Origin of the sequence: Thalassotalea sp. 273M-4, assembly GCF_041410465.1 — a bacterium.
Classification (GTDB): Bacteria; Pseudomonadota; Gammaproteobacteria; order Enterobacterales; family Alteromonadaceae; genus Thalassotalea_A; species Thalassotalea_A aquiviva.
The window spans coordinates 1,837,597-1,858,514 of sequence record NZ_CP166961.1 but is presented as its reverse complement, the minus strand read 5'-3'; the positions used below and the strand labels follow the sequence as shown (position 1 = coordinate 1,858,514).

Genomic DNA, 20,918 nt, shown 5'->3' with positions numbered 1-20,918 from the left:
GTTAGATGTTATGGGGGGCGATCGAGGCCCCCTTATAACAATCCCCGCTGCAATCTTAGCAGTACAAAATAATCCACAACTTCGTCTTATCCTCTGTGGCGACGAAGAAATCATTTATTCCCATTTAAAAACTCACCTTAACGAAGACCATACTCGCATCTCAATCTTACATTGCACCGAATCGGTTGCGATGGACGAAAAACCCAGTTCGGCGTTACGTACTAAAAAAGATTCTTCAATGCGAAAAGCGCTCGACCTTGTGCGTGATGGCAAAGCTCAGGCCTGTGTCAGTGCCGGTAATACGGGGGCTTTGTTGTTAATGGCTCACTACGTATTAAAAATGCTTCCGGACATAGAGCGGCCAGCATTAATTTCTCAAATCCCGATCACCGACAGCCCAAATCATGCTTTTATGCTGGATTTAGGTGCCAATGTTTTTTGTGATTCAAATACCTTGTTCCAATTTGCGGTGATGGGATCTGTCCTAGCCGAGGAAGTTGACGATATAGAACGCCCTAAAATTGCCTTACTGAATATGGGTGAGGAAGATATAAAAGGCAGTGACCACATAAAACAAACGGCTAACTTGCTCAAAGATCACCCAGAACTTAATTACGTAGGGTTTATTGAAGGCGATGATATATTTTCAGGCAAAGCCGATGTTATCGTTTGTGATGGTTTTGTCGGCAACATTGCACTAAAAACTTGTGAAGGGGTCGCTAAATTGGTGATGAAAAAAGTATTAAAAATCATCAATGAGAGCAAATTCACCCGAATTTTAGGGATTTTGCTTAACCCAACCTTAAAAAAAATCGTAAAAAGGCTGAACCCCGACCAGTATAACGGTGCAAGTCTGATAGGATTACGCGGTATTGTTGTGAAAAGTCATGGCAATGCCAATAAATCTGCATTTTATAATGCGATCCTAGAAGCCGTAAAAGAAGTTGAAAGACAAGTTCCTGAAAAAATTAAAAACAAGATGGAACAAAGTTTACTGAAAAGGTCTTAGACATAAATGTATGCAAAAATTGTGGGTACCGGCAGTTACTTTCCTGAACAGGTAAGGACGAATGCCGACCTAGAAAAAATTCTCGATACCAGTGATGAGTGGATTACTGAACGCACGGGTATTAAAGAGCGTCGTATTTCAGCCGAACATGAAAACGTCGCTTACATGGGGGCAAAAGCCGCAGAGAAAGCCCTTGAAATGGCCGGCATTGATAAAAAAGATCTGGATATGATAGTGATGGGAACCACCAGTTCTCATGTTGATTTACCCAGCGCCGCTTGTTATTTACAAAAATATTTAGGCACGCCACACATTCCTGCATTTGACGTTGCCGCCGCCTGTTCTGGTTTTATCTTTAGTTTAAGTGTCGCCGATCAATACATTAAATCGGGTATGGCAAAGCGTGTATTAGTCGTAGGTTCCGATGCCTTATCGCATATGTGTGATCCAAGTGACCGTGGTACCTACATTCTCTTTGGCGATGCTGCTGGTGCTGTTATTCTAGAAGCCAATGAAGAGTCAGGGATTATTTCGACCCATCTTCATTCTGATGGAGACTACGGTGCTTTACTTGGTGCAGATTCGCCTAAACGTGGTGATTTATTAACAGAAGAAAAAGCCTACATATACATGAAAGGCAATGAAGTGTTTAAATTTGCCGTAACCCGTTTAAGCGAAATCGTCACCGAAACTCTGGCTCATAATAAGATGGATAAGTCCGACATTGACTGGCTGGTTCCTCACCAAGCTAACCTTCGAATAATTCAAGCCGCGGCGAAAAAGTTGTCCTTGCCGATGAGTCAAGTTGTTGTCACGTTAGATAAACATGGCAATACATCAGCGGCGACAATCCCAACAGCGTTAGATGAAGCGGTACGAGATGGTCGGATCAAACGTGGCCAAACAATTTTAATGGAAGCCTTTGGTAGTGGTTTTACCTGGGGTTCTGCATTAGTTAAATTTTAATTAGGTAGTAACAATGAATAATAATTTAGCCTTTGTATTTCCAGGGCAAGGTTCACAAAGCCTTGGAATGTTGGCAGACTTAGCCGATAATCCTGTGGTTATTGCGTGCTTTAAAGAAGCGTCAGATGCTTTAGGTTATGATTTATGGGACGTTATTCAAAACGATCCCAAAGGTGAATTAAACCAAACTCACGTCACTCAACCTGCATTATTAACAGCCAGTGTCGCTATTTGGCGTGCATGGCAAGAGCAGGGGGGCGAGACCCCAAGCGTATTAGCAGGTCATTCTTTAGGTGAATACTCCGCTCTTGTCTGTGCCGGTGTTATTCGTTTAAGTGATGGCGTTAAGCTTGTTGAAAAACGTGGTAACTACATGCAAGAAGCTGTCCCTGCCGGTGTGGGTGCTATGTATGCCATTATTGGTTTGGCCGATGATGCCATTATTGATGCATGCGAAAAAGCCGCGCAAAACGAGGTCGTTTCAGCGGTTAACTTTAATTCACCTGGTCAGGTGGTTATCGCTGGAAATAAAGCCGCTGTTGAGCGCGCGGGTGAATTATGTAAAGAAGCCGGTGCTAAGCGCGCTTTGCCATTACCGGTTAGTGTACCGTCGCACTGCGCGTTAATGAAACCGGCAGCTGATAAACTGGCAGCCGATCTACAAGCCATCGATTTTAATGCCCCTACAATACCTGTCATTAATAATGTTGATGTCAGCATGGAATCTAATGGCGATAACATTAAAAATGCCCTTATTCGTCAATTGTACAGCCCTGTACGTTGGACTGAAACGGTCGAAACAATGGCACAAATGTCAATTGACACTGTGGTAGAAGCAGGTCCTGGTAAAGTATTACAAGGTCTTATCAAACGAACTAATAAACAATTATCGTGTGTATCGGTAAATAGTGCTGATACATTATCGAATGCACTTGAGAACTAATCAGGGAAACAGTATGTCTCAAATTTTTTCACTAGAAGGCAAAATTGCCTTAGTTACTGGCGCCAGCCGCGGCATTGGTAAAGCCATTGCAGAACAACTTGTTAGCCAAGGTGCTACCGTTATTGGTACGGCTACATCTGCAAATGGTGCTGACAATATCAGCGCTTATTTAGGTGATAACGGTAAAGGTTACGAGCTCAATGTGACTGATGCTGGCTCTATTGAAGCGCTATTTTCTGCTATTAAAGACGATTTTGGTGGCGTTGACATCTTGGTCAATAATGCTGGGATCACACGTGATAATCTGATGATGCGAATGAAAGATTCAGAGTGGGACGATATTATTGATACCAATTTATCGTCATTATTTAAAATCACCAAGCATGTTATGAGAACAATGATGAAAAAGCGTCATGGGCGCATTATCAACATTGGCTCTGTTGTTGGCTCTATGGGCAATGCTGGTCAAGTTAACTATTCAACCGCTAAAGCAGGCCTACTTGGTTTTACCAAATCGTTAGCAAAGGAAGTCGCTTCTCGTGGCATCACTGTTAACGCCGTTGCGCCAGGCTTTATCGATACCGATATGACCAAAGAGTTAAACGACGAACAAAAACAAGCCATCTTCTCACAAGTACCGGCTAATCGTTTAGGGAAACCTGAAGAGATTGCTAATACCGTGGTGTTTTTGGCATCAGATGCTGCAGCTTACATTAACGGTGAAACGATTCACGTTAATGGTGGCATGTACATGGTTTAAATAGTGTTTGCAAAACACTAAAGATTAAGTCATAAATAAAAATATCGTTAACAGGTTAGACCACAGCAAAATTGCCGATAAAAACTTGCATGGTCAGCAGATGACGAATAAACTACACACAATTTTATAAATTGCTAAGATTAGTAAAGGAACAAAAATGAGTACTATCGAAGAACGCGTAAAAAAAATCATTGTAGAACAATTAGGTGTTAAGGAAGAAGAAGCTAAAAACGAAGCATCTTTTGTTGATGATTTAGGTGCAGATTCTCTAGATACAGTAGAATTAGTTATGGCTCTTGAAGAAGAGTTCGACACAGAAATCCCTGATGAAGAAGCTGAGAAAATCACTACTGTGCAAGCAGCAATTGATTACGTTTCTGCAAACAGCTAATTAATAGTTTTTGCAAATAGGCGGTTTTCATAACCGCCTTTTTTATACCTATGTCTAGCGTCATTTGCCCTGTTTTTTCTTAATAAGTAAATCTAAGCGATTGACCGATTATACCAATGTGTTTTCCCCAAAACGTCTGTTTTAGAAATCAAAATCTTATACTAGTCTAACAAACAGACATTGGCAGATGCCAAGTTTGAAGAAAACCTATTGTTATAATCAACAAAAATATTTATGTGGAGACCTACACTGTCATGCGAAGAGTCGTAGTCACTGGCTTAGGAATGCTAAGCCCTCTAGGAAATAACGTAACCTCTACTTGGGATGCTCTATTGGCTGGTAAAAGTGGTATCAGCTACATTGAACATCTTGATACGACAGATTACACCACCAAGTTTGCCGGCATGGTCAAAGGCTTTAACCCTGAAGACTTTGGTATTGCCAAAAAAGAAACCCGTAAAATGGACTTATTCATTCAATACGGTATTGCTGCAGGTAATCAAGCCTTAGCCGATTCTGGTTTGCAAATAACCGAACAAAATGCCAACCGTGTTGGTGTTGCGGTTGGCTCAGGTATTGGTGGTTTAACTTTGATTGAAGAAGGGCACAGTAAAGTGATCGCTCAAAGTGTGCGTAAACTGTCGCCATTTTTCTGTCCATCTACCATCTTAAATATGATTTCAGGTCATTTGTCGATTAATCACGGTTTAAAGGGCCCTAATATTTCAATCGTGACTGCGTGTACGACCGGTGTACATAATATTGGCCATGCAGCTCGAATGATTGCCTATGGCGATGCCGATGCGATGTTAGCGGGCGGCGCAGAAAAAGCATCAACGGAATTAGGTATTGGTGGTTTTATGTCGGCTCGAGCACTTTCTACTCGTAATGATGCTCCAGAACAAGCTTCTAGACCTTGGGATAAAGACCGTGATGGTTTCGTGCTAAGCGATGGAGCCGCTGTTGTTATGCTCGAAGAGTATGAACATGCAAAAGCACGTGGCGCTAAAATTTATGCTGAGTTAGCAGGCTTTGGCATGAGTGGCGATGCTCATCATATAACATCACCACCGGCAGATGGGTCTGGCGGTGCATTAGCGATGAAAAATGCCTTATTAGATGCCAAAGTTGATCCAAGTTTAGTCGGCTACATTAATGCCCACGGTACTTCAACGCCTGCTGGTGATATTGCCGAAACAAATGGTGCTAAGTCGGTATTTGGCGATCACGCATATAAGCTTATGATGGGATCAACTAAATCGATGACCGGTCATATGCTTGGCGCTGCAGGTGCTGCCGAATCTATCTTTACGATTCTAGCCTTACAAAAAGGCGAAGTTCCACCAACCATCAACCTAGAAAATCCAGGTGAAGGGTGTGATTTAGATTACGTATCCGGTGAGGCAAGACAGGTAAATCTTGAGTACGCTTTGTGTAACTCATTTGGTTTTGGTGGAACAAACGGTTCAATTCTATTTAAGAAAGTATAAGCAACCGCGCTCTGACACTTGCCAATCAATGTAAAAGTCTGAATACTGTAGGTATTCGGACTTTTTTTATCGACTAGCCATTATTTAACCCATAAAAGTTGACGAGAATAATAAAAACTATGTTGTATTCTTCGGTAAATTTTAAGCCTTGCCAAACTGTTTCTGTCACGGATAGAGGGTTTGCTTTTGGTGATGGGGTGTTTACGACGGCGAAGATATTTAACTGTGAGGTTGAATATTTTCCCCTTCACCTCGCTCGTTTGCAACACGGCTGCAAAACACTGGGCATTGACAATATAGATTGGTTAAAGGTTGAAGCAGAAATGCATACGGCAGCCAAGGCGCACAACTTAGGGTGCCTTAAGGTGATCATTACCTGCGGCGAAAGTGAACGAGGTTATGCACGTGCTACGGTGATAAAACCCAACGTTGTGGTCACTGTATCTCGGTTTCCAGACCATCTAACGAACGCAAAGCAACATGGTATAGAGCTCGCGCTTAGCTCGCACAAACTTGGAATTTCGGGCATGCTTGCGGGGTTAAAACACCTAAATCGATTAGAGCAGGTGATGATTAAACAAGACCTCAACCAAATGGATGCAGACGATGTCGTGGTGTGCGATATCTATGACAACGTCGTGGAATGTAGCAGTAGCAATATTTTTTGGTATCTGGATGGTCAATGGCAGACGTCAATTATAGATAGGGCAGGAGTGAATGGTTTATATCGCCAACTGTTATTAAATTTGTGTCCAGATATTAAACAAGTTCGACTTGGCGTGGATAAGCTTAATGATGCGCAAGCCATTTTTACCTGTAATGCCATAACGGGTATTATTGCGGTGCGAAAATATCTATCAAAATCCATGGACGTCAATTTGGTAAACACCTTTTGTCATCAACTCGAGCCCTTGTTAACACAACCCCAAACAATACTTGCTCAGCAAGGGAACACGAGCAAAGCAGAAGATCAGGAAGGTCGATAAAATGATCAAAAAAATACTCGCGATAGTACTGGTGCTACTTTGCATTAGCATTAGCGCCGTGATTTATGATGCGAATAAACAAGTCAATAAAGCACTAGCGATAACGCAAACAAGCTTTTATCAGTTATCTTCAGGTACCTCGTATCATCATCTCGTTAAGGATTTGAAAAAGAAAAAATGGATTGATTCGCGATTCCCGTTTCGTGTTTTTGCCAAACTTAATCCAGAAAAAACCTTGGTAAAAATGGGCTTATATCAGGTTACTCCTGGTATGTCTTTTTATCAGCTGTTAGAAAATATGAATCAAGGGAAAGAACATCAGTTTAAGCTGACGTTTGTTGAAGGTAGTACGTTTTCACAATGGTTAGAAAGCTTATCAACAGCACCCTATGTTAAGAGCACGGTTAATAACCAAAATGTTCGTCAGATAATGACACAAATTAACCCACAGTTTCGTCACCCTGAAGGCTTATTTTTTCCTGATACCTACTCCTATACAGCAGGAACAAAAGATCTAGACATTCTTAAGCAAGCATTTGCTCGTATGCAACAAGAGCTTGCTCAAAGTTGGCAAAATAAGGCACCTGATTTACCATACGACACGCCTTATGAGGCATTGATCATGGCCTCCATCATTGAAAAAGAAACGGGCCAAGTTAAAGAGCAACCGATGATAAGTTCGGTGTTTGTGAATCGTTTAGTTAAAGGAATGCGGTTACAAACCGATCCCACTATCATTTATGGTTTAGGACAGCGTTATACGGGTGATATCACCTATGCCAACATTCGTGAGAAAACCCCGTATAATACCTATCAAATTGATGGGTTACCGCCAACACCCATTGCCATGCCAGGTAAAGCAGCGATAGAGGCAACTTTACACCCTTTAACCAGCGATTATTTATATTTTGTGAGTAAGGGAAATGGTGAGCATCATTTTTCTAAAACATTAAAAGAACATAATAAAGCGGTAGATCGTTACATTCGAGGAAATAAATAGAACATGAACAAAGGTAAGTTTATTGTTGTAGAGGGGATAGAAGGGGCTGGTAAGTCATCGGCTATTTCAGTTATCGAAACGTACTTACAACACCATAATATCGACTACGACAAAACGCGCGAGCCTGGTGGAACCGAGCTAGCAGAAAAAATGCGAACGTTGGTGAAAGAGCCAGGTGAAGAGTATGTAACCCCTGTCTGTGAACTGTTTTTGATGTACGCCAGTCGCAGCCAGTTACTGCACAATAAGATCTTACCCTGCTTAAATAAAGGTTTGTGGGTTATTGGCGATCGCCACGATCTGTCATCTCGCGCGTACCAAGGCGGTGGACGTGAATTTGATGACAGCTTAATTGATACCGTTGCACAAATTACGTTAGATGGCTTTACCCCTGATTTAACCTTGTATCTTGATATTGATCCTAATATCGGTCTAGCAAGAGCGCGTCAACGCGGTGAACTTGATCGCATTGAGCAAGAAAAAATTGACTTTTTTGTTCGTGTTAGAAACAAATACCTTGAACTTGCCAAAGCAAATGACAAGATTATTATCATTGATGCTAGCCAACCAATGGCAAAAGTACATCAAGACATTCAACACGCATTGGAACAACATCTTGGCTGATTTATTGAACAATAAACATTGGTTAAGCCATAACCAAGCGCCTTTACACCAGCACCTTTGTCAACAGAGTTTGGCACACGGTTTACTGATCTATGGTAGTGCGCAAGCAGGTCAACAAGAGCTTGCTTTATGGCTTGGGAAAAAATTGTTGTGTGAGGTTGGTGACCAGCAGTTAGACCCATGCGAGCAATGTAAATCTTGCCTTTTGGTGCACGCAGGTACGCACCCTGATTTATTTAATATTGCTCAAGAAGGAAAATCGATTGGGGTTGAAAGCATCCGTAAAGCGTCGGAATTTATTGAAAAAACAGCGCAATTGTCCGAAGTTAAAGTTGTGGTGATTAACGAATGTGAGCAAATGACGGAAGCGGCAGCTAATGCGTTGTTAAAAACTTTAGAAGAGCCGACCGCCAATAGTTATTTATTGCTTACCTGCAATGAAATAGAGCTTTTATTGCCCACCATTTTGAGTCGTTGTGCACAAATTAAAATTCACTCACCAAGTGTTAAAGACTTGGCTAAGCTACCCCATTCTGCGCAGGTCATGGATGATTTTACTAATATAAGTCAATTCCCAGAGCTAACAGATAGAAAATTACAACAGCAGTATATTGAATTTAATCAACTACTGGTTCAGTGGCTGTTAAATTTTCAACAGTCAGAGCCCTTACTTGATGCACTAAATCAACATGAACACACATTACGCTGGTTATCGAAGGCTTTACAAAACCTGATCCGGTTAAATTCTGGTTGGGGTGAGTCGTTACAACAAAGTCCTGTTTCTAAATTAGTCAATGTTTATCATTCAAATCAGCTCTGGTATTGCCTACAATTAGTTAATCAGACAAACAAATTAATAAAAACTCTGCCACAAACCAATAAGTCCTTTACATTTGAAGCCTTATTGGTAGATATTGAACATACACTCAAACAATAAATGCTGGAATTAAAGGAGCCGAACAATGAATAACCATATTTTACAATATCATAATGATCGTGAGTTATTTATGGCTTACATGCCTTTTTTAAAACCTGGTGGCTTATTTATTCCTACCTTAGAAAAATTTGAAATGGGTAAACAATTTCAACTAACGGTATTTTTACCCGGCCAACTTGATGGTATAGAAGTTACTGGCGAAGTGAGTTGGATCACTCCACAAGGTGTGCAAAATGGTACAGAGCCGGGGGTTGGGGTTTCGTTTGTACATGACCCGAATAAGTTACGTTATCACATTGAAACAGCCTTGGGGACGTTATTAAATTCAACCGATCCGACCTACACTATGTAATTGAAATAACCTAAACCTTTCTTTTCATCTTGAGCCAAAGCCAGTAAAATGCTGGCTTTGTCTTTTTTGTTACAACCATTTTTAGAGGTACACCTTGTTTATTGATTCACATTGCCATCTCGATCGTTTGGATTTGTCTGATTTTGAAAATAATTTAGATAATGTTATCAGTAATGCTGGCGAGGCTGGGGTGAACCGCATGCTGTGTGTTAGCGTGACGTTGAAAGATTTTACGACAATGGCTGCAAAGACCGCCGCCTATTCTAATGTGGATATCTCATGTGGCGTCCACCCTCTTAATCAAGAAGATATGGTCGATGAAGATAATTTACGTCAATTAGCTGATAACCCACGGGTAGTGGCGGTTGGCGAAACAGGCTTGGATTATTTTTATGCACCCGAGACCCAAGAAGTGCAAAGAGATGCATTTAGAAAACACATTCGGGTAGCAAAATCGTTAAATAAGCCGTTGATTATTCATACCCGTGATGCACAAGAAGATACCTTAGCGATTATGCGAGAAGAAGGGGCAGAACAAGTTGGTGGCGTATTACATTGCTTTACCGAAAGCTGGGAGATGGCAAAGCAAGCGATCGAAATGGGCTTTTATATTTCCTTTTCTGGCATTGTAACGTTTAAAAATGCCAGCGCATTGCGTCATGTTGCTCATCAAGTGCCCGATCATCGGTTTTTAATCGAAACCGATGCGCCTTATTTAGCACCCGTCCCACATCGAGGTAAGCAAAATCAGCCTGCCTATGTGGTTGAAGTTGCGAAAATGTTGGCCGATGTTCGAGGCCAATCAATTGAAGAAATAGCCAAGCTAAGTAAGGAAAATTATCTTAGATTGTTTCATCAGCAAAGATAAAAATAAAATAAATTTGGCTAAAAAAAAGCCCAAAACAATATGCTTTGGGCTTAGGGGAATGGCTCTAGGATGAGCCTGCGCTAATAAATTCAAAGTTATATTTAACGAATAGCTTTAATTTACATAAAGTTTAGTGCAAATTTTAAGAATTGCTAAATAAATACTATTTTAATTTAATTCCTTATAAAACAATATTTTACGCTATAAAAAAGCAGGTTTTAGTTAACCCAAACTGAACCTTCCCCACAAGGTTTTGATATCTTCCTCTTAGCTTATCCACAGCTTTATTTGTCATCATAGCTCTGCTTATTACCCTGAATTTTGACCAATCCTTTTAATCTTAAGAGGTGTTTTTTGAATACCGTATGTAGACATATTTACATAATAAGCAAAGAAAATCGCCTGTAAGCGCCTGTTTATTTCCTTTTAATACAGCAATTGTCGACAATAGTTGACATATTAGCTTGACTTCATCGCTCAGCCTTATATCATCTTAAGTAAATTAATTGTAAAAATAAGGTTGTGTTTGTTTGCTCTTAATGGGTCATAGAAACATTAAATCGTTCAACATGAGTGTTAGTAATCCAGCGCACCAAGTGGCCATCACCACCGCAGATAAAATTTTTGAATTGCTGCAATTTGATATCGTCGAGGGTCATATTGTTGCCGGTAGTAAAATCAGTGAACCAGAGCTGTCTAAGAAATATCAGATCAGTCGTTCGACCTTACGCGAGGCACTGAATCGACTAGAAAAATGTATGCTAATTGAGCGCAAACCGAATGTCGGTGCGCGAGTCGTACAGTGCAGTGTTGAAGGTTTATTAGAAATTTATCAAGTACGTGAAGCCCTAGAAGGGATGGCTTGTCGTCTCGCGGCACAAAATATGACAGATTCTGAAGTCAGTCAATTAGCCGATATCTTAGCCCAACATGGTAAAAGTGAGGACCTTCAACAAGGGGTTGGGTATTACCAAGAGGAAGGGGACTTAGACTTTCACTACTGTGTTATCCAAGGCAGCCATAATAACAATTTAATTAATATTTTATGCGGTGAATTATACCACCTAGTTAGAATGTATCGTTGTCAATTTGGGATGAATAGCCCTCGAGCGAGTCGGGCTTTTGATGAACACAAAGCCATTTTACATGCTATTGCCGAACGTGATGGCGAGTTGGCCGAAATTTTGATGCGTCGTCATATTGCGGCTTCCAGAAAAAATATCGAACAGAAAATAGCACAACAAGACCCACAACTTTAATCATAACAAGGATCAGCATGACAACAAGACTATCGCCAGGGGCAAAATTTCGTCAAGCTCTTACACACAATAAACCATTACAAATTGTAGGTACCATAAATGCTTATTGCGCCATGATGGCAGAACAACTAGGGCATCAAGCTATTTATTTATCGGGTGGTGGGGTTGCCAATGCCTCTTATGGCCTGCCTGATCTTGGTATGACGTCACTAAATGATGTCATTGCTGATGTGCAGCGCATTACCTCAGCATCAAGTTTACCCTTATTGGTTGATATTGATACGGGCTGGGGTGGGGCGTTTAACATCGCCAAAACCATTAAAGATATGGAAAAAGCCGGCGCTGCAGCTGTGCATATTGAAGATCAGGTATCTCAAAAGCGTTGTGGTCATCGACCAAATAAGCAAATTGTGTCGAAACAAGAGATGGTCGATAGGATCAAGGCCGCAGTGGATGCTAGAGTCGATCAAGATTTTTTCATCATGGCCCGAACCGACGCATTTGCGCAAGAAGGGTTAGAGCAAGCTATTGCGCGAGCACAAGCATATGTCGCAGCTGGCGCAGACGGCATTTTTGCCGAAGCGATTAAAACGGAACAGCACTACCGAGCTTTTACCAAGGCGCTCGATGTCCCCGTATTGGCTAATATCACAGAATTTGGCCAAACACCTTTGTGGAATAAAGCGCAATTAGGTCTATGGGGCTGTGCCATGGTGCTTTATCCACTTTCGGCCTTTAGAGCCATGAATAAAGCTGCTGAGCAGGTGTACAAAACCTTGTTGCTGGAGGGCTCGCAAGAATCGGTGCTCGATAGCATGCAAACAAGAATGGAGCTCTACGATTATTTGGGTTATCACCAATATGAGCAAAAATTAGATGCCTTGTTTTCGCAACAAGTGAGCGATAGCTAGAAAAATAAAAATAAAAATAAAAATAAAAATAAAAATAAAAATAAAAGTTAAAACAACAAATTAATAAGGATTAAGGCAATGGCGGAACAAAAAATAGGTGGTGCCGGTTTGCGAGGGCAAAGTGCTGGTGAAACAAAATTATGTACAGTGGGGAAGTCCGGTTCAGGTTTAACTTACTGTGGCTACGATGTCGCAGATTTAGCCGATAATGCCAGTTTTGAAGAAGTCGCTTATTTACTCTTTAACGGCGAGTTACCTAACCAATCTGAACTCGATTCCTATAAGAATCAACTTAAGACGATGCGAGATTTACCTGAGACTTTAAAGCAGGTGTTACAGCGTATTCCTGCTTCAGCCCATCCTATGGATGTGATGCGAACAGGCGCGTCTTTTTTGGGCAATATAGAACCGGAAATTGATTTTTCTCAACAGCATCAAGTGGCGAATCGACTGTTGGCGGCTTTTCCAGCCATAATGGCGTACTGGTACCGCTTTAGCCATGAAAATGTGGAAATTGATTGTGTAACGGATGAAGAATCCTTAGGGGCACATTTTCTTAAGCTATTAACCGGCAAAAGTCCCAGTGAGTTACATCGTCGGGTTATGGATGTTTCACTTATTCTCTATGCTGAGCATGAATTTAACGCGTCAACCTTTACTGCGCGGGTCTGTGCATCCACGCTTTCCGATATGTATTCCTGTATTACCGCAGCTATAGGGAGCTTACGCGGACCATTACATGGCGGGGCCAATGAAGCTGCGATGGCGATGATCGAAAAGTTTCAATCACCTGAGGATGCAAAAGTGCAAATGGCTGCCATGTTAGCTCGTAAAGAAAAAATTATGGGATTTGGTCACGCGGTCTATCGAACCCGTGACCCACGTAACGACATCATAAAAAAGTGGTCACAGAAACTGGCGACAGAATTTGGCGACACATCACTTTATGACATTTCTGTCGCTTGTGAGCAATATATGTGGGAGAGCAAAAAATTGTTTTGTAACGCCGACTTCTTCCATGCTTCTGCTTACCATTTTATGGCGATACCAACCAAGCTGTTCACCCCCATTTTTGTCTGCTCACGTGTGACGGGGTGGGCTGCGCATGTCATGGAACAACGACAAAATAACCGCATCATCCGTCCAAACGCTGATTATATCGGACCAAAACCAAGAACAGTAACGCCTATTAGTGAGCGTTAGTGTCTCCAATTTACTCTTTGTGCTACGACACAAGAGTTTCCTGTGTTTTAACTGAGTTGGCTGTAGTACTTGAGCCAACTCAGGTTGATGTAATATAACCATGAGATGGACTTGATGATGAATTATCAATACCGAAAACCTTTGCCCAATAGTCAATTTGATTACTTTGATACCCGTGCAGCCGTTAATGCGCTTGAGCCTGGGGCCTATAAAAGTTTACCCTACACTTCCCGAGTCTTAGCCGAGCAATTGGTACGTCGATGCCCACCTGAACAACGTGACAACGCTCTGTTACAAATCATCCATCGAAAACGGGATCATGACTTTCCTTGGTATCCTGCCAGAGTTGTGTGTCATGATATTTTAGGCCAAACCGCGTTAGTTGATTTAGCCGGCTTGCGCGATGCGATTGCACTGCAAGGGGGCGATCCTGCAGAAGTCAATCCCGTTGTACCAACCCAACTTATTGTTGATCACTCACTCGCCGTTGAAGCGCCAGGGTATGATAAAGATGCTTTTGCTAAAAACCGGGCAATAGAAGACAGACGTAATGAAGACCGATTCCATTTTATTGAGTGGACTAAAACGGCGTTTAAAAACGTCGACGTGATCCCTGCGGGGAATGGCATTATGCATCAAATTAATTTGGAAAAAATGTCTCCGGTCATTCAATGCCAAGATGGCGTTGCTTATCCTGACACTTGTGTCGGGACTGACAGTCATACCCCGCATGTCGATGCGCTTGGCGTTATTGGCATTGGCGTTGGTGGACTAGAAGCCGAAACGGTAATGCTTGGTAGACCATCGATGATGCGACTACCTAAAATTATTGCGGTTGAATTAACAGGCAACAGACAAGCTGGGATCACTGCCACGGATATCGTTTTAGCCTTAACCGAATTTTTACGAAATGAAAGAGTTGTGTCTTGTTATCTTGAATTTATAGGGGAAGGGGTCCGTGACTTAACCATTGGTGATCGTGCAACAATCTCCAATATGACGCCAGAGTTTGGAGCATCCGCTGGCCTATTTCATATCGACCAACAAACCATTGATTATTTAACCCTGACCGGGCGAGAGACCGAGCAGGTTAAATTGGTAAAAACCTATGCTAGGCATACCGGTCTGTGGGCGGATGATTTTACCCAGGCAAAATATGACCGAACTTTAACGTTTGACTTATCTTCTGTTGGTCGCAATATGGCAGGTCCATCTAACCCGCATCGACGTTTGCCTACTAACGAGTTAACCACACAAGGGATCGCCAAAGATTGGCAACAAAGGGAAGGTGAATTACCCGATGGCGCGGTGATCATTGCTGCCATTACCAGTTGTACAAATACTTCCAACCCTCGTAATGTGGTGGCAGCAGGATTAATCGCCCAAAAAGCGAACGCACTGGGTTTAGTACGTAAACCTTGGGTTAAAACATCGTTTGCTCCAGGATCTAAGGTCGCCAAGTTGTATCTTGAAGAAGCCGGTTTATTAACCGAACTTGAGCAATTGGGCTTTGGAATTGTCGGCTATGCGTGCACCACATGTAATGGCATGAGTGGGGCATTAGAGCCTAACATTGAGCAACACATCATAGAACGAGATTTATATACCACCGCCGTTTTATCTGGAAATCGCAACTTCGATGGTCGCATCCACCCTTATGCTAAACAAGCCTTTTTAGCGTCGCCTCCATTAGTTGTTGCTTATGCCATTGCCGGTACCATTCGCTTTGACATTGAACAAGACGTGCTTGGTGTCGACCATCAAGGTAAACCCATTAAACTAAAGGATATTTGGCCAAGTGATGAGGAAATTGACGCCATTGTACAATGCCATGTGAAACCAGAGCAGTTTAAAAAAGTCTATACCCCAATGTTTGCGCTAAAACAAACGGAACAATTTTCGTCACCCTTGTATCAATGGCGAGAACAGAGTACCTATATTAGGCAACCACCGTATTGGCAAGGTGCCCTAGCCAATGAACGCACAATGAAAGGGATGCGGGCTCTAGCCGTGTTGGGAGACAACATTACAACCGATCACCTGTCACCATCTAACGCCATCATGTTAGACAGTGCTGCGGGCGCATATTTACAAAAAATGGGGGTGCCTGAAGAAGATTTTAACTCGTATGCTACTCATCGTGGCGATCATTTGACTGCGCAACGAGCAACCTTGGCAAACCCCAAATTATTCAATGAAATGTGTAAAGATAAGCAAGGCAACATTAAACAAGGGTCACTGACTAGAATTGAGCCGGAAGGGGTTGAAAGTCGAATGTGGGAAGCGATTGAAACCTATATGAAGCGAAAGCAACCGTTGATCATTATTGCTGGCGCCGACTACGGTCAAGGTTCTTCTCGTGATTGGGCTGCAAAAGGCGTTCGCTTAGCCGGGGTCGAAGTGATTGTAGCGGAAGGGTTTGAGCGCATTCATCGGACCAACTTAGTTGGCATGGGCATTTTACCTGTTGAATTTAAATTGGATGAAAATAGACACTTGTATCAAATTGATGGTAGTGAAACTTTTGACTTGGTTGGCGAGCCTAAACCGAACAATCCATTAACGCTACTGATCCATCGAAAAACAGGGGAAACAATTCGGGTCCCGGTTATCTGTCGTTTAGATACCGCCGAAGAAGTGTCGGTGTATCAGGCGGGCGGCGTATTACAGCGATTTGCACAAGATTTTTTAGCCACGTCTAAACCGCGGTCCAAACAAACGGCTAAATAAGAGCTTCATGGTGTTGAAAATCATGGCCAGTGACCAAGCGCTTTATCGCTAGTCACACTCGAAAGGCCAATAATAACGTGTCGTTATGCGACCAGGATGAAAAATGAGTTCAAATAAACACAGCGTCCAACAACTGAAAATACCTGCAACCTATATGCGCGGTGGTACCTCTAAAGGGGTGTTTTTTAAGCTAACAGACTTACCTTTAAGGGCTCAGCAACCTGGTCTATATCGTGATCAGTTATTGCTTCGAGTACTAGGCAGTCCCGACCCCTATGGTAAACAAACTGATGGGATGGGAGGAGCGACCTCAAGTACCAGCAAAGCGGTCATTGTTTCGGCTAGTGACAAACCAGATCATGATATAAATTATCTATTTGGTCAGGTCGCCATCGATAAACCCTTTGTTGATTGGAGTGGGAATTGTGGCAATTTAACCGCCGCCGTGGCTTCTTTTGCCATTCTCAGTGGTCTTGTACCGAAATCGCGTATTCCATTAAATGGCAGCGCCAAAGTGCGGATATGGCAAGCCAACATCGGTAAAACCATCATCGTGCATATTCCAATTATCGAAGGTGAAGTACAAGAGCTTGGTGACTTTGAGCTTGATGGGGTGACATTTCCTAGTGCCGAAGTTGTGGTTGACTTTTTACACCCAGCAGCCGAAGGCGAAGCTTTATTTCCGACGGGGAACTTAACCGATACCCTAGATGTGCCCGATATAGGAGTATTTAATGCAACGTTAATTCGAGCCGGTATCGCAACCATTTTTTTACACGCCAAAGATTTTGGTTACAACGGCTGCGAATTACAACAAGACATAAATAACGACCCGAAAGCGTTACAAAAGTTTGAACACATTAGACGTTATGGGGCATTAAAAATGGGGTTGATTGACTCGCTTGACGATCCTACCTTAACCGCGCATACCCCAAAAATAGCCTTTATTGCACCGGCTCAAGGTTTTATCACCTCAAGTGGTAAGCAAATAACCGCTGAGCAAATGGACTTACAAGTTCGAGCGCTATCTATGGGCAAGCTTCATCATGCCATGATGGGCACCGCCGCGGTCGCTATTGGCGCTGCGGCAGCCGTACCAGGTACCCTTGTCAATTTAATCGCCGGTGGTGGTGAACGTGAACGTGTCTGTTTTGGTCACCCCTCTGGAACTCTGTCAGTTGGTGCGTCTGTGTGTTTTGAAAACCAACAATGGCAAGTGCAAAAAGTCAGCATGAGTCGAAGTGCGCGGGTTCTGATGGAAGGCTGGGTTAGGGTTCCAGCTATTTAAGAACGATTTAAATTTAAAGAATAAACGCAACCTTGTGGTTGCGTTTATTTATCTTAAGACTGGCGCTGCTGCGCGTTAGTGTAACAGCATTTGATTATTGTTGTTGCGAATGTTCCCTCATCAAAGCTTCTACATCGGCAACCATTTCTTTGCTGCCACAAAAGAATGGCACTCGTTGGTGTAATTCCTCGGGTTTGGTCTCTAAGGTACGGGTAAAGCCATCACTGGCTCGACCGCCAGCTTGTTCAGCCAAAAATGCCATCGGGTTACATTCATACAACAGTCTTAACTTTCCGGTTGGTGCTGAGGCTGTTGATGGGTAGATATAAATTCCGCCTTTGAGTAAATTGCGGTGAAAATCCGATACCAAAGAGCCAATATAACGAGAGGTATAGGGTCTGTTGGTGTTAGGATCAATTTCCTGACAATATTTTAGGTATTTTTTAACCCCCATCGGAAATTTTAAATAGTTACCTTCGTTAATCGAATAAATATTGCCTTGCTCGGGAAAACGCATGTTTTCATGTGACAGATAAAAGACCCCAAGGGAAGGGTCACACGTAAAACCATGCACACCATGGCCTGTGGTATATACCAACATGGTGGATGAGCCATAAATTACATAACCTGCAGCAACCTGTTCGGTACCTGGTTGAAGAAAATCTTCTAACGTGACGGGTTGTCCAACCGGGCTAATGCGACGATAAATTGAAAAAATAGTACCGACAGAGACATTCACATCAATATTAGAAGAACCATCTAGTGGATCCATTAAAACGATGTATTTGCTATTGATGCTGCGCTCGTCATTAAAAGCCACAAAGTCATCTTCTTCTTCAGATGCGAGACCACAAATCTCACCTCGAGCTTCTAGTGCGGCTTTAAATTTTTCGTTAGCAAAAAGATCTAATTTTTGCTGGCTTTCCCCTTGGACATTTTCAGTACCCGTCGTTCCGATAATATCGGCAAGACCTGCTTTGTTAATTTCTCGGTTTACAACTTTTGTTGCTAATCGAATAGCTCCTAAAAGCGCGGACAGTTCGCCACTGGCTTCTGGAAATTCGTGTTGTTTTTTTATAATGTATTCACCTAAAGTGATCATTTTTAATCCCTTTTGTTGTTTTGATTTAGGGCGATTATTTGCGTCTGTTATTTTAGTATTTCGCCTTATCTAACAAGGCTCTAACAGAGCTTGCTAAGACAGCTGAGACACTATCATAAATGCACAAATATTACATGTTTACAAAGCATTGCGGGAGATATTAAGGCGTTAATAGCATCCGTTTTTAAACCTGTTTTTAAACATATAAATCTTAAAAATAGCTTAAAATATAGCATAAGATATTGAATTTAATGGTTTTGTTTGTGTGTAATGAAAAGTTAACAAGCAACAAAAAACGCATTGTGCTTTAATGGCATCGAATCTCAAGCAAAAAACACTTTACAATAAGTGTGATCACACTTTTGTTGTAAGCATCATTTTACTAGGGCGTAGCGCATTTCGTTCGTTTGGCAACGGCGTTGTTTATTAAGCTCAGTTAGAATGAATAATATCTGCTCTGATTCAAATATTGTCATATAGTTAATAAAGTGATCCGTTTGCGCTTAATTTTGCGACAACTTACTTATCGTTGTTTTCTTGAGCAATAAGCACAGGATAAAACTAACATTGATATAATATCCATCAAAGAAATTGAATTTTTTATGAAAAACGGCAGGTAAAGCTTTAACTTCGTTTAGTTAACAGGTATGTTATGCGCTTTTTCATGTAACAAAAAAACGTGATAGTGGATACAATGAATAAAACTGATTTTTACCAAAGCATGTTAGGCCAAGTTGAAGCGGTGATTGCCGGTGAAACCGATGCCATTGCTAATATGGCAAATATAAGCGCCATTTTGTTTCATGCCTTTGACGATGTGAATTGGGCAGGATTTTATCGGGTTAAAAATAACGAGTTGATATTAGGCCCATTTCAAGGCCAAGTGGCTTGTATTCACATTCCAATTGGCCGTGGTGTTTGCGGAACAGCGGTAGCCACTAAGCAAACCCAACTGGTGACGAATGTCCACGAGTTTGAAGGGCATATTGCCTGTGATGCAAGTAGTAATTCGGAAATTGTGATCCCAGTGTATAAAGACAATGACATTATTGCCGTACTCGACATAGACAGTACGCGTATAGGTCGTTTTGATGAACAAGATAAACAAGGACTCGAGCGAATAGTAAAAGCACTAGAAGCTCAGCTATAAGCGATGAAAGAATCTATTGTTATTCATGATTTTCTGGTTTCAGAAGCGGTAGTAGGCGACTGGGACGGGGAAGAAGAAGTTGTTGCCGAAAAGATAAATGAGATTTATCACACCATTTATCAGATGGCAGAAGATGATATCGAGCCAGAGCAGTTAACCGATTTATTGGAGCTGGTTTGGGAACATTGGATAGGTAATGAAGACCTACCAGAAATTGAATATGATGATATATATGATTGGTGTCAACATCTACTTGATAACCGTGATCAATATCTCGACCAACAAAATTAATTGAAGTAATTATTATGGAAACTAAACGAATCACCAGCAAAGAAATTATCGCACACTTAGCAGAGAAGTTCCCTGCATGCTTTAGTCTAGAAGGTGCGGTAAAACCGTTAAAGGTAGGTATTTTTCAAGATCTAGCCGAAGCCTTAGTAGATGACGAAAAAGTCAGTAAAACCCAATTACGTCAAGCCTTGCGTCATTACACCTCGAGCTGGCGTTACCTTAAGTCAATCAAAGCGGGTAACCACCGTATTGATCTTGCTGGCGAGCAGGTTGAGCTTATTGATGAAGAGCAAGCAAGTTTTGCGGCTAAGACCTTAAAAGAGAGCCAAGAAAAATTTGCTAACAAAAAAACTCAAGACAAAAAAGAAAATAGACCGTATAAAGGAACTAAAGGGGCTGTAAAAGGCTCTACTATTACAAGTAAACCAAAAAGCAAAGCGGTTAAAGCGAAAAAAGCACCCGCTAAACAGAAAGTTAATTTAACTCAGTTGGACGCAGATACCTTATCAGTTGGTATGAATATTATGGTCCAAGTGGGTAATTCCCCGTTAAATGCTACTATTACAGAAGTAGCGGGTAAAGATGTGACGGTTCAATTGTCTTCAGGCATGGTAGTTAAAACCCAAGCAGATAAAATCTTTACCAAATAAACCATTTG

The 20,918-nt window shown here is 41.8% G+C and carries 21 protein-coding genes; 20 read left to right on the top strand and 1 reads right to left on the bottom strand.

Annotation, left to right across the window (positions count from 1 at the left end):
* Positions 1–10: 10 nt before the first annotated feature.
* The 17 genes from plsX (at position 11) to prpF (ending at position 17,717) form a co-directional block, all read left to right on the top strand.
* A complete protein-coding gene (gene plsX, locus ACAY00_RS08480) occupies positions 11–1,009 on the top strand; it encodes a phosphate acyltransferase PlsX (protein ID WP_371379638.1) in 999 nt (332 codons plus the stop codon).
* Positions 1,010–1,015: 6 nt separating this feature from the next.
* Entirely contained in the window at positions 1,016–1,975 is a 960-nt protein-coding gene (locus ACAY00_RS08475) for a beta-ketoacyl-ACP synthase III (protein ID WP_371372439.1), read from the top strand.
* Between the two features lie 13 nt (positions 1,976–1,988).
* A complete protein-coding gene (fabD, locus tag ACAY00_RS08470) occupies positions 1,989–2,918 on the top strand; it encodes an ACP S-malonyltransferase (RefSeq protein WP_371372437.1) in 930 nt (309 codons plus the stop codon).
* Positions 2,919–2,931: 13 nt separating this feature from the next.
* Positions 2,932–3,678, top strand: coding sequence for a 3-oxoacyl-ACP reductase FabG (gene fabG / locus ACAY00_RS08465; protein WP_371372435.1), 747 nt, complete (start codon positions 2,932–2,934; stop codon positions 3,676–3,678).
* A 157-nt stretch (positions 3,679–3,835) separates the two neighbouring features.
* The gene (gene acpP, locus ACAY00_RS08460) at positions 3,836–4,069 is read left to right on the top strand and encodes an acyl carrier protein (protein WP_371372433.1); all 234 of its coding nucleotides are present in this window, start codon (positions 3,836–3,838) and stop codon (positions 4,067–4,069) included.
* Positions 4,070–4,323: 254 nt separating this feature from the next.
* Entirely contained in the window at positions 4,324–5,559 is a 1,236-nt protein-coding gene (gene fabF / locus ACAY00_RS08455) for a beta-ketoacyl-ACP synthase II (RefSeq protein WP_371372431.1), read from the top strand.
* Between the two features lie 119 nt (positions 5,560–5,678).
* Positions 5,679–6,545 carry an aminodeoxychorismate lyase gene (gene pabC, locus ACAY00_RS08450; RefSeq protein ID WP_371372429.1) on the top strand — a complete coding sequence of 289 codons (867 nt, stop codon included), beginning with the start codon at positions 5,679–5,681 and terminating at the stop codon, positions 6,543–6,545.
* Position 6,546: 1 nt separating this feature from the next.
* On the top strand, positions 6,547–7,545 hold the full coding sequence (gene mltG, locus ACAY00_RS08445; RefSeq protein WP_371372427.1) for an endolytic transglycosylase MltG: 999 nt from the start codon (positions 6,547–6,549) through the stop codon (positions 7,543–7,545).
* 3 nt (positions 7,546–7,548) lie between these two features.
* The gene (gene tmk, locus ACAY00_RS08440) at positions 7,549–8,169 is read left to right on the top strand and encodes a dTMP kinase (RefSeq protein WP_371372425.1); all 621 of its coding nucleotides are present in this window, start codon (positions 7,549–7,551) and stop codon (positions 8,167–8,169) included.
* Positions 8,162–9,106, top strand: coding sequence for an AAA family ATPase (locus tag ACAY00_RS08435; RefSeq protein ID WP_371372423.1), 945 nt, complete (start codon positions 8,162–8,164; stop codon positions 9,104–9,106). The genes tmk and ACAY00_RS08435 overlap by 8 nt, the downstream gene beginning before the upstream one ends.
* 25 nt (positions 9,107–9,131) lie before the next feature.
* Positions 9,132–9,458: a PilZ domain-containing protein gene (locus tag ACAY00_RS08430; protein ID WP_371372421.1), complete on the top strand. Its 327-nt coding sequence runs from the start codon at positions 9,132–9,134 to the stop codon at positions 9,456–9,458.
* A 94-nt stretch (positions 9,459–9,552) separates the two neighbouring features.
* Positions 9,553–10,326, top strand: coding sequence for a TatD family hydrolase (locus ACAY00_RS08425; protein WP_371372419.1), 774 nt, complete (start codon positions 9,553–9,555; stop codon positions 10,324–10,326).
* Positions 10,327–10,895: 569 nt separating this feature from the next.
* Positions 10,896–11,585, top strand: a complete 690-nt coding sequence (locus ACAY00_RS08420; protein WP_371372417.1) for a GntR family transcriptional regulator — start codon at positions 10,896–10,898, stop codon at positions 11,583–11,585.
* A 17-nt stretch (positions 11,586–11,602) separates the two neighbouring features.
* Positions 11,603–12,496 carry a methylisocitrate lyase gene (prpB, locus tag ACAY00_RS08415; protein WP_371372415.1) on the top strand — a complete coding sequence of 298 codons (894 nt, stop codon included), beginning with the start codon at positions 11,603–11,605 and terminating at the stop codon, positions 12,494–12,496.
* A gap of 78 nt (positions 12,497–12,574) precedes the next feature.
* Entirely contained in the window at positions 12,575–13,699 is a 1,125-nt protein-coding gene (gene prpC, locus ACAY00_RS08410; RefSeq protein WP_371372413.1) for a 2-methylcitrate synthase, read from the top strand.
* A gap of 117 nt (positions 13,700–13,816) precedes the next feature.
* Positions 13,817–16,429 (top strand): Fe/S-dependent 2-methylisocitrate dehydratase AcnD, encoded by a 2,613-nt coding sequence (gene acnD / locus ACAY00_RS08405; RefSeq protein WP_371379635.1) that lies wholly within the window; start codon positions 13,817–13,819, stop codon positions 16,427–16,429.
* Positions 16,430–16,532: 103 nt separating this feature from the next.
* Positions 16,533–17,717: a 2-methylaconitate cis-trans isomerase PrpF gene (prpF, locus tag ACAY00_RS08400; protein WP_371372411.1), complete on the top strand. Its 1,185-nt coding sequence runs from the start codon at positions 16,533–16,535 to the stop codon at positions 17,715–17,717.
* A 94-nt stretch (positions 17,718–17,811) separates the two neighbouring features.
* Here prpF and fbp read toward each other — a convergent pair whose 3' ends face one another.
* The gene (gene fbp, locus ACAY00_RS08395; protein ID WP_371372409.1) at positions 17,812–18,819 is read right to left on the bottom strand and encodes a class 1 fructose-bisphosphatase; all 1,008 of its coding nucleotides are present in this window, start codon (positions 18,817–18,819) and stop codon (positions 17,812–17,814) included.
* A 694-nt stretch (positions 18,820–19,513) separates the two neighbouring features.
* Between fbp and ACAY00_RS08390 the strand changes: the two genes are divergently transcribed.
* The 3 genes from ACAY00_RS08390 to proQ are packed head-to-tail and all read left to right on the top strand — an operon-like array spanning position 19,514 to position 20,910.
* Positions 19,514–19,969 (top strand): GAF domain-containing protein, encoded by a 456-nt coding sequence (locus ACAY00_RS08390; protein WP_371372407.1) that lies wholly within the window; start codon positions 19,514–19,516, stop codon positions 19,967–19,969.
* 3 nt (positions 19,970–19,972) lie between these two features.
* Complete coding sequence (locus ACAY00_RS08385; protein WP_371372405.1) at positions 19,973–20,260, top strand: hypothetical protein; 288 nt, start codon at positions 19,973–19,975, stop codon at positions 20,258–20,260.
* A gap of 14 nt (positions 20,261–20,274) precedes the next feature.
* A complete protein-coding gene (gene proQ, locus ACAY00_RS08380; RefSeq protein ID WP_371372403.1) occupies positions 20,275–20,910 on the top strand; it encodes an RNA chaperone ProQ in 636 nt (211 codons plus the stop codon).
* Positions 20,911–20,918: the final 8 nt, after the last annotated feature.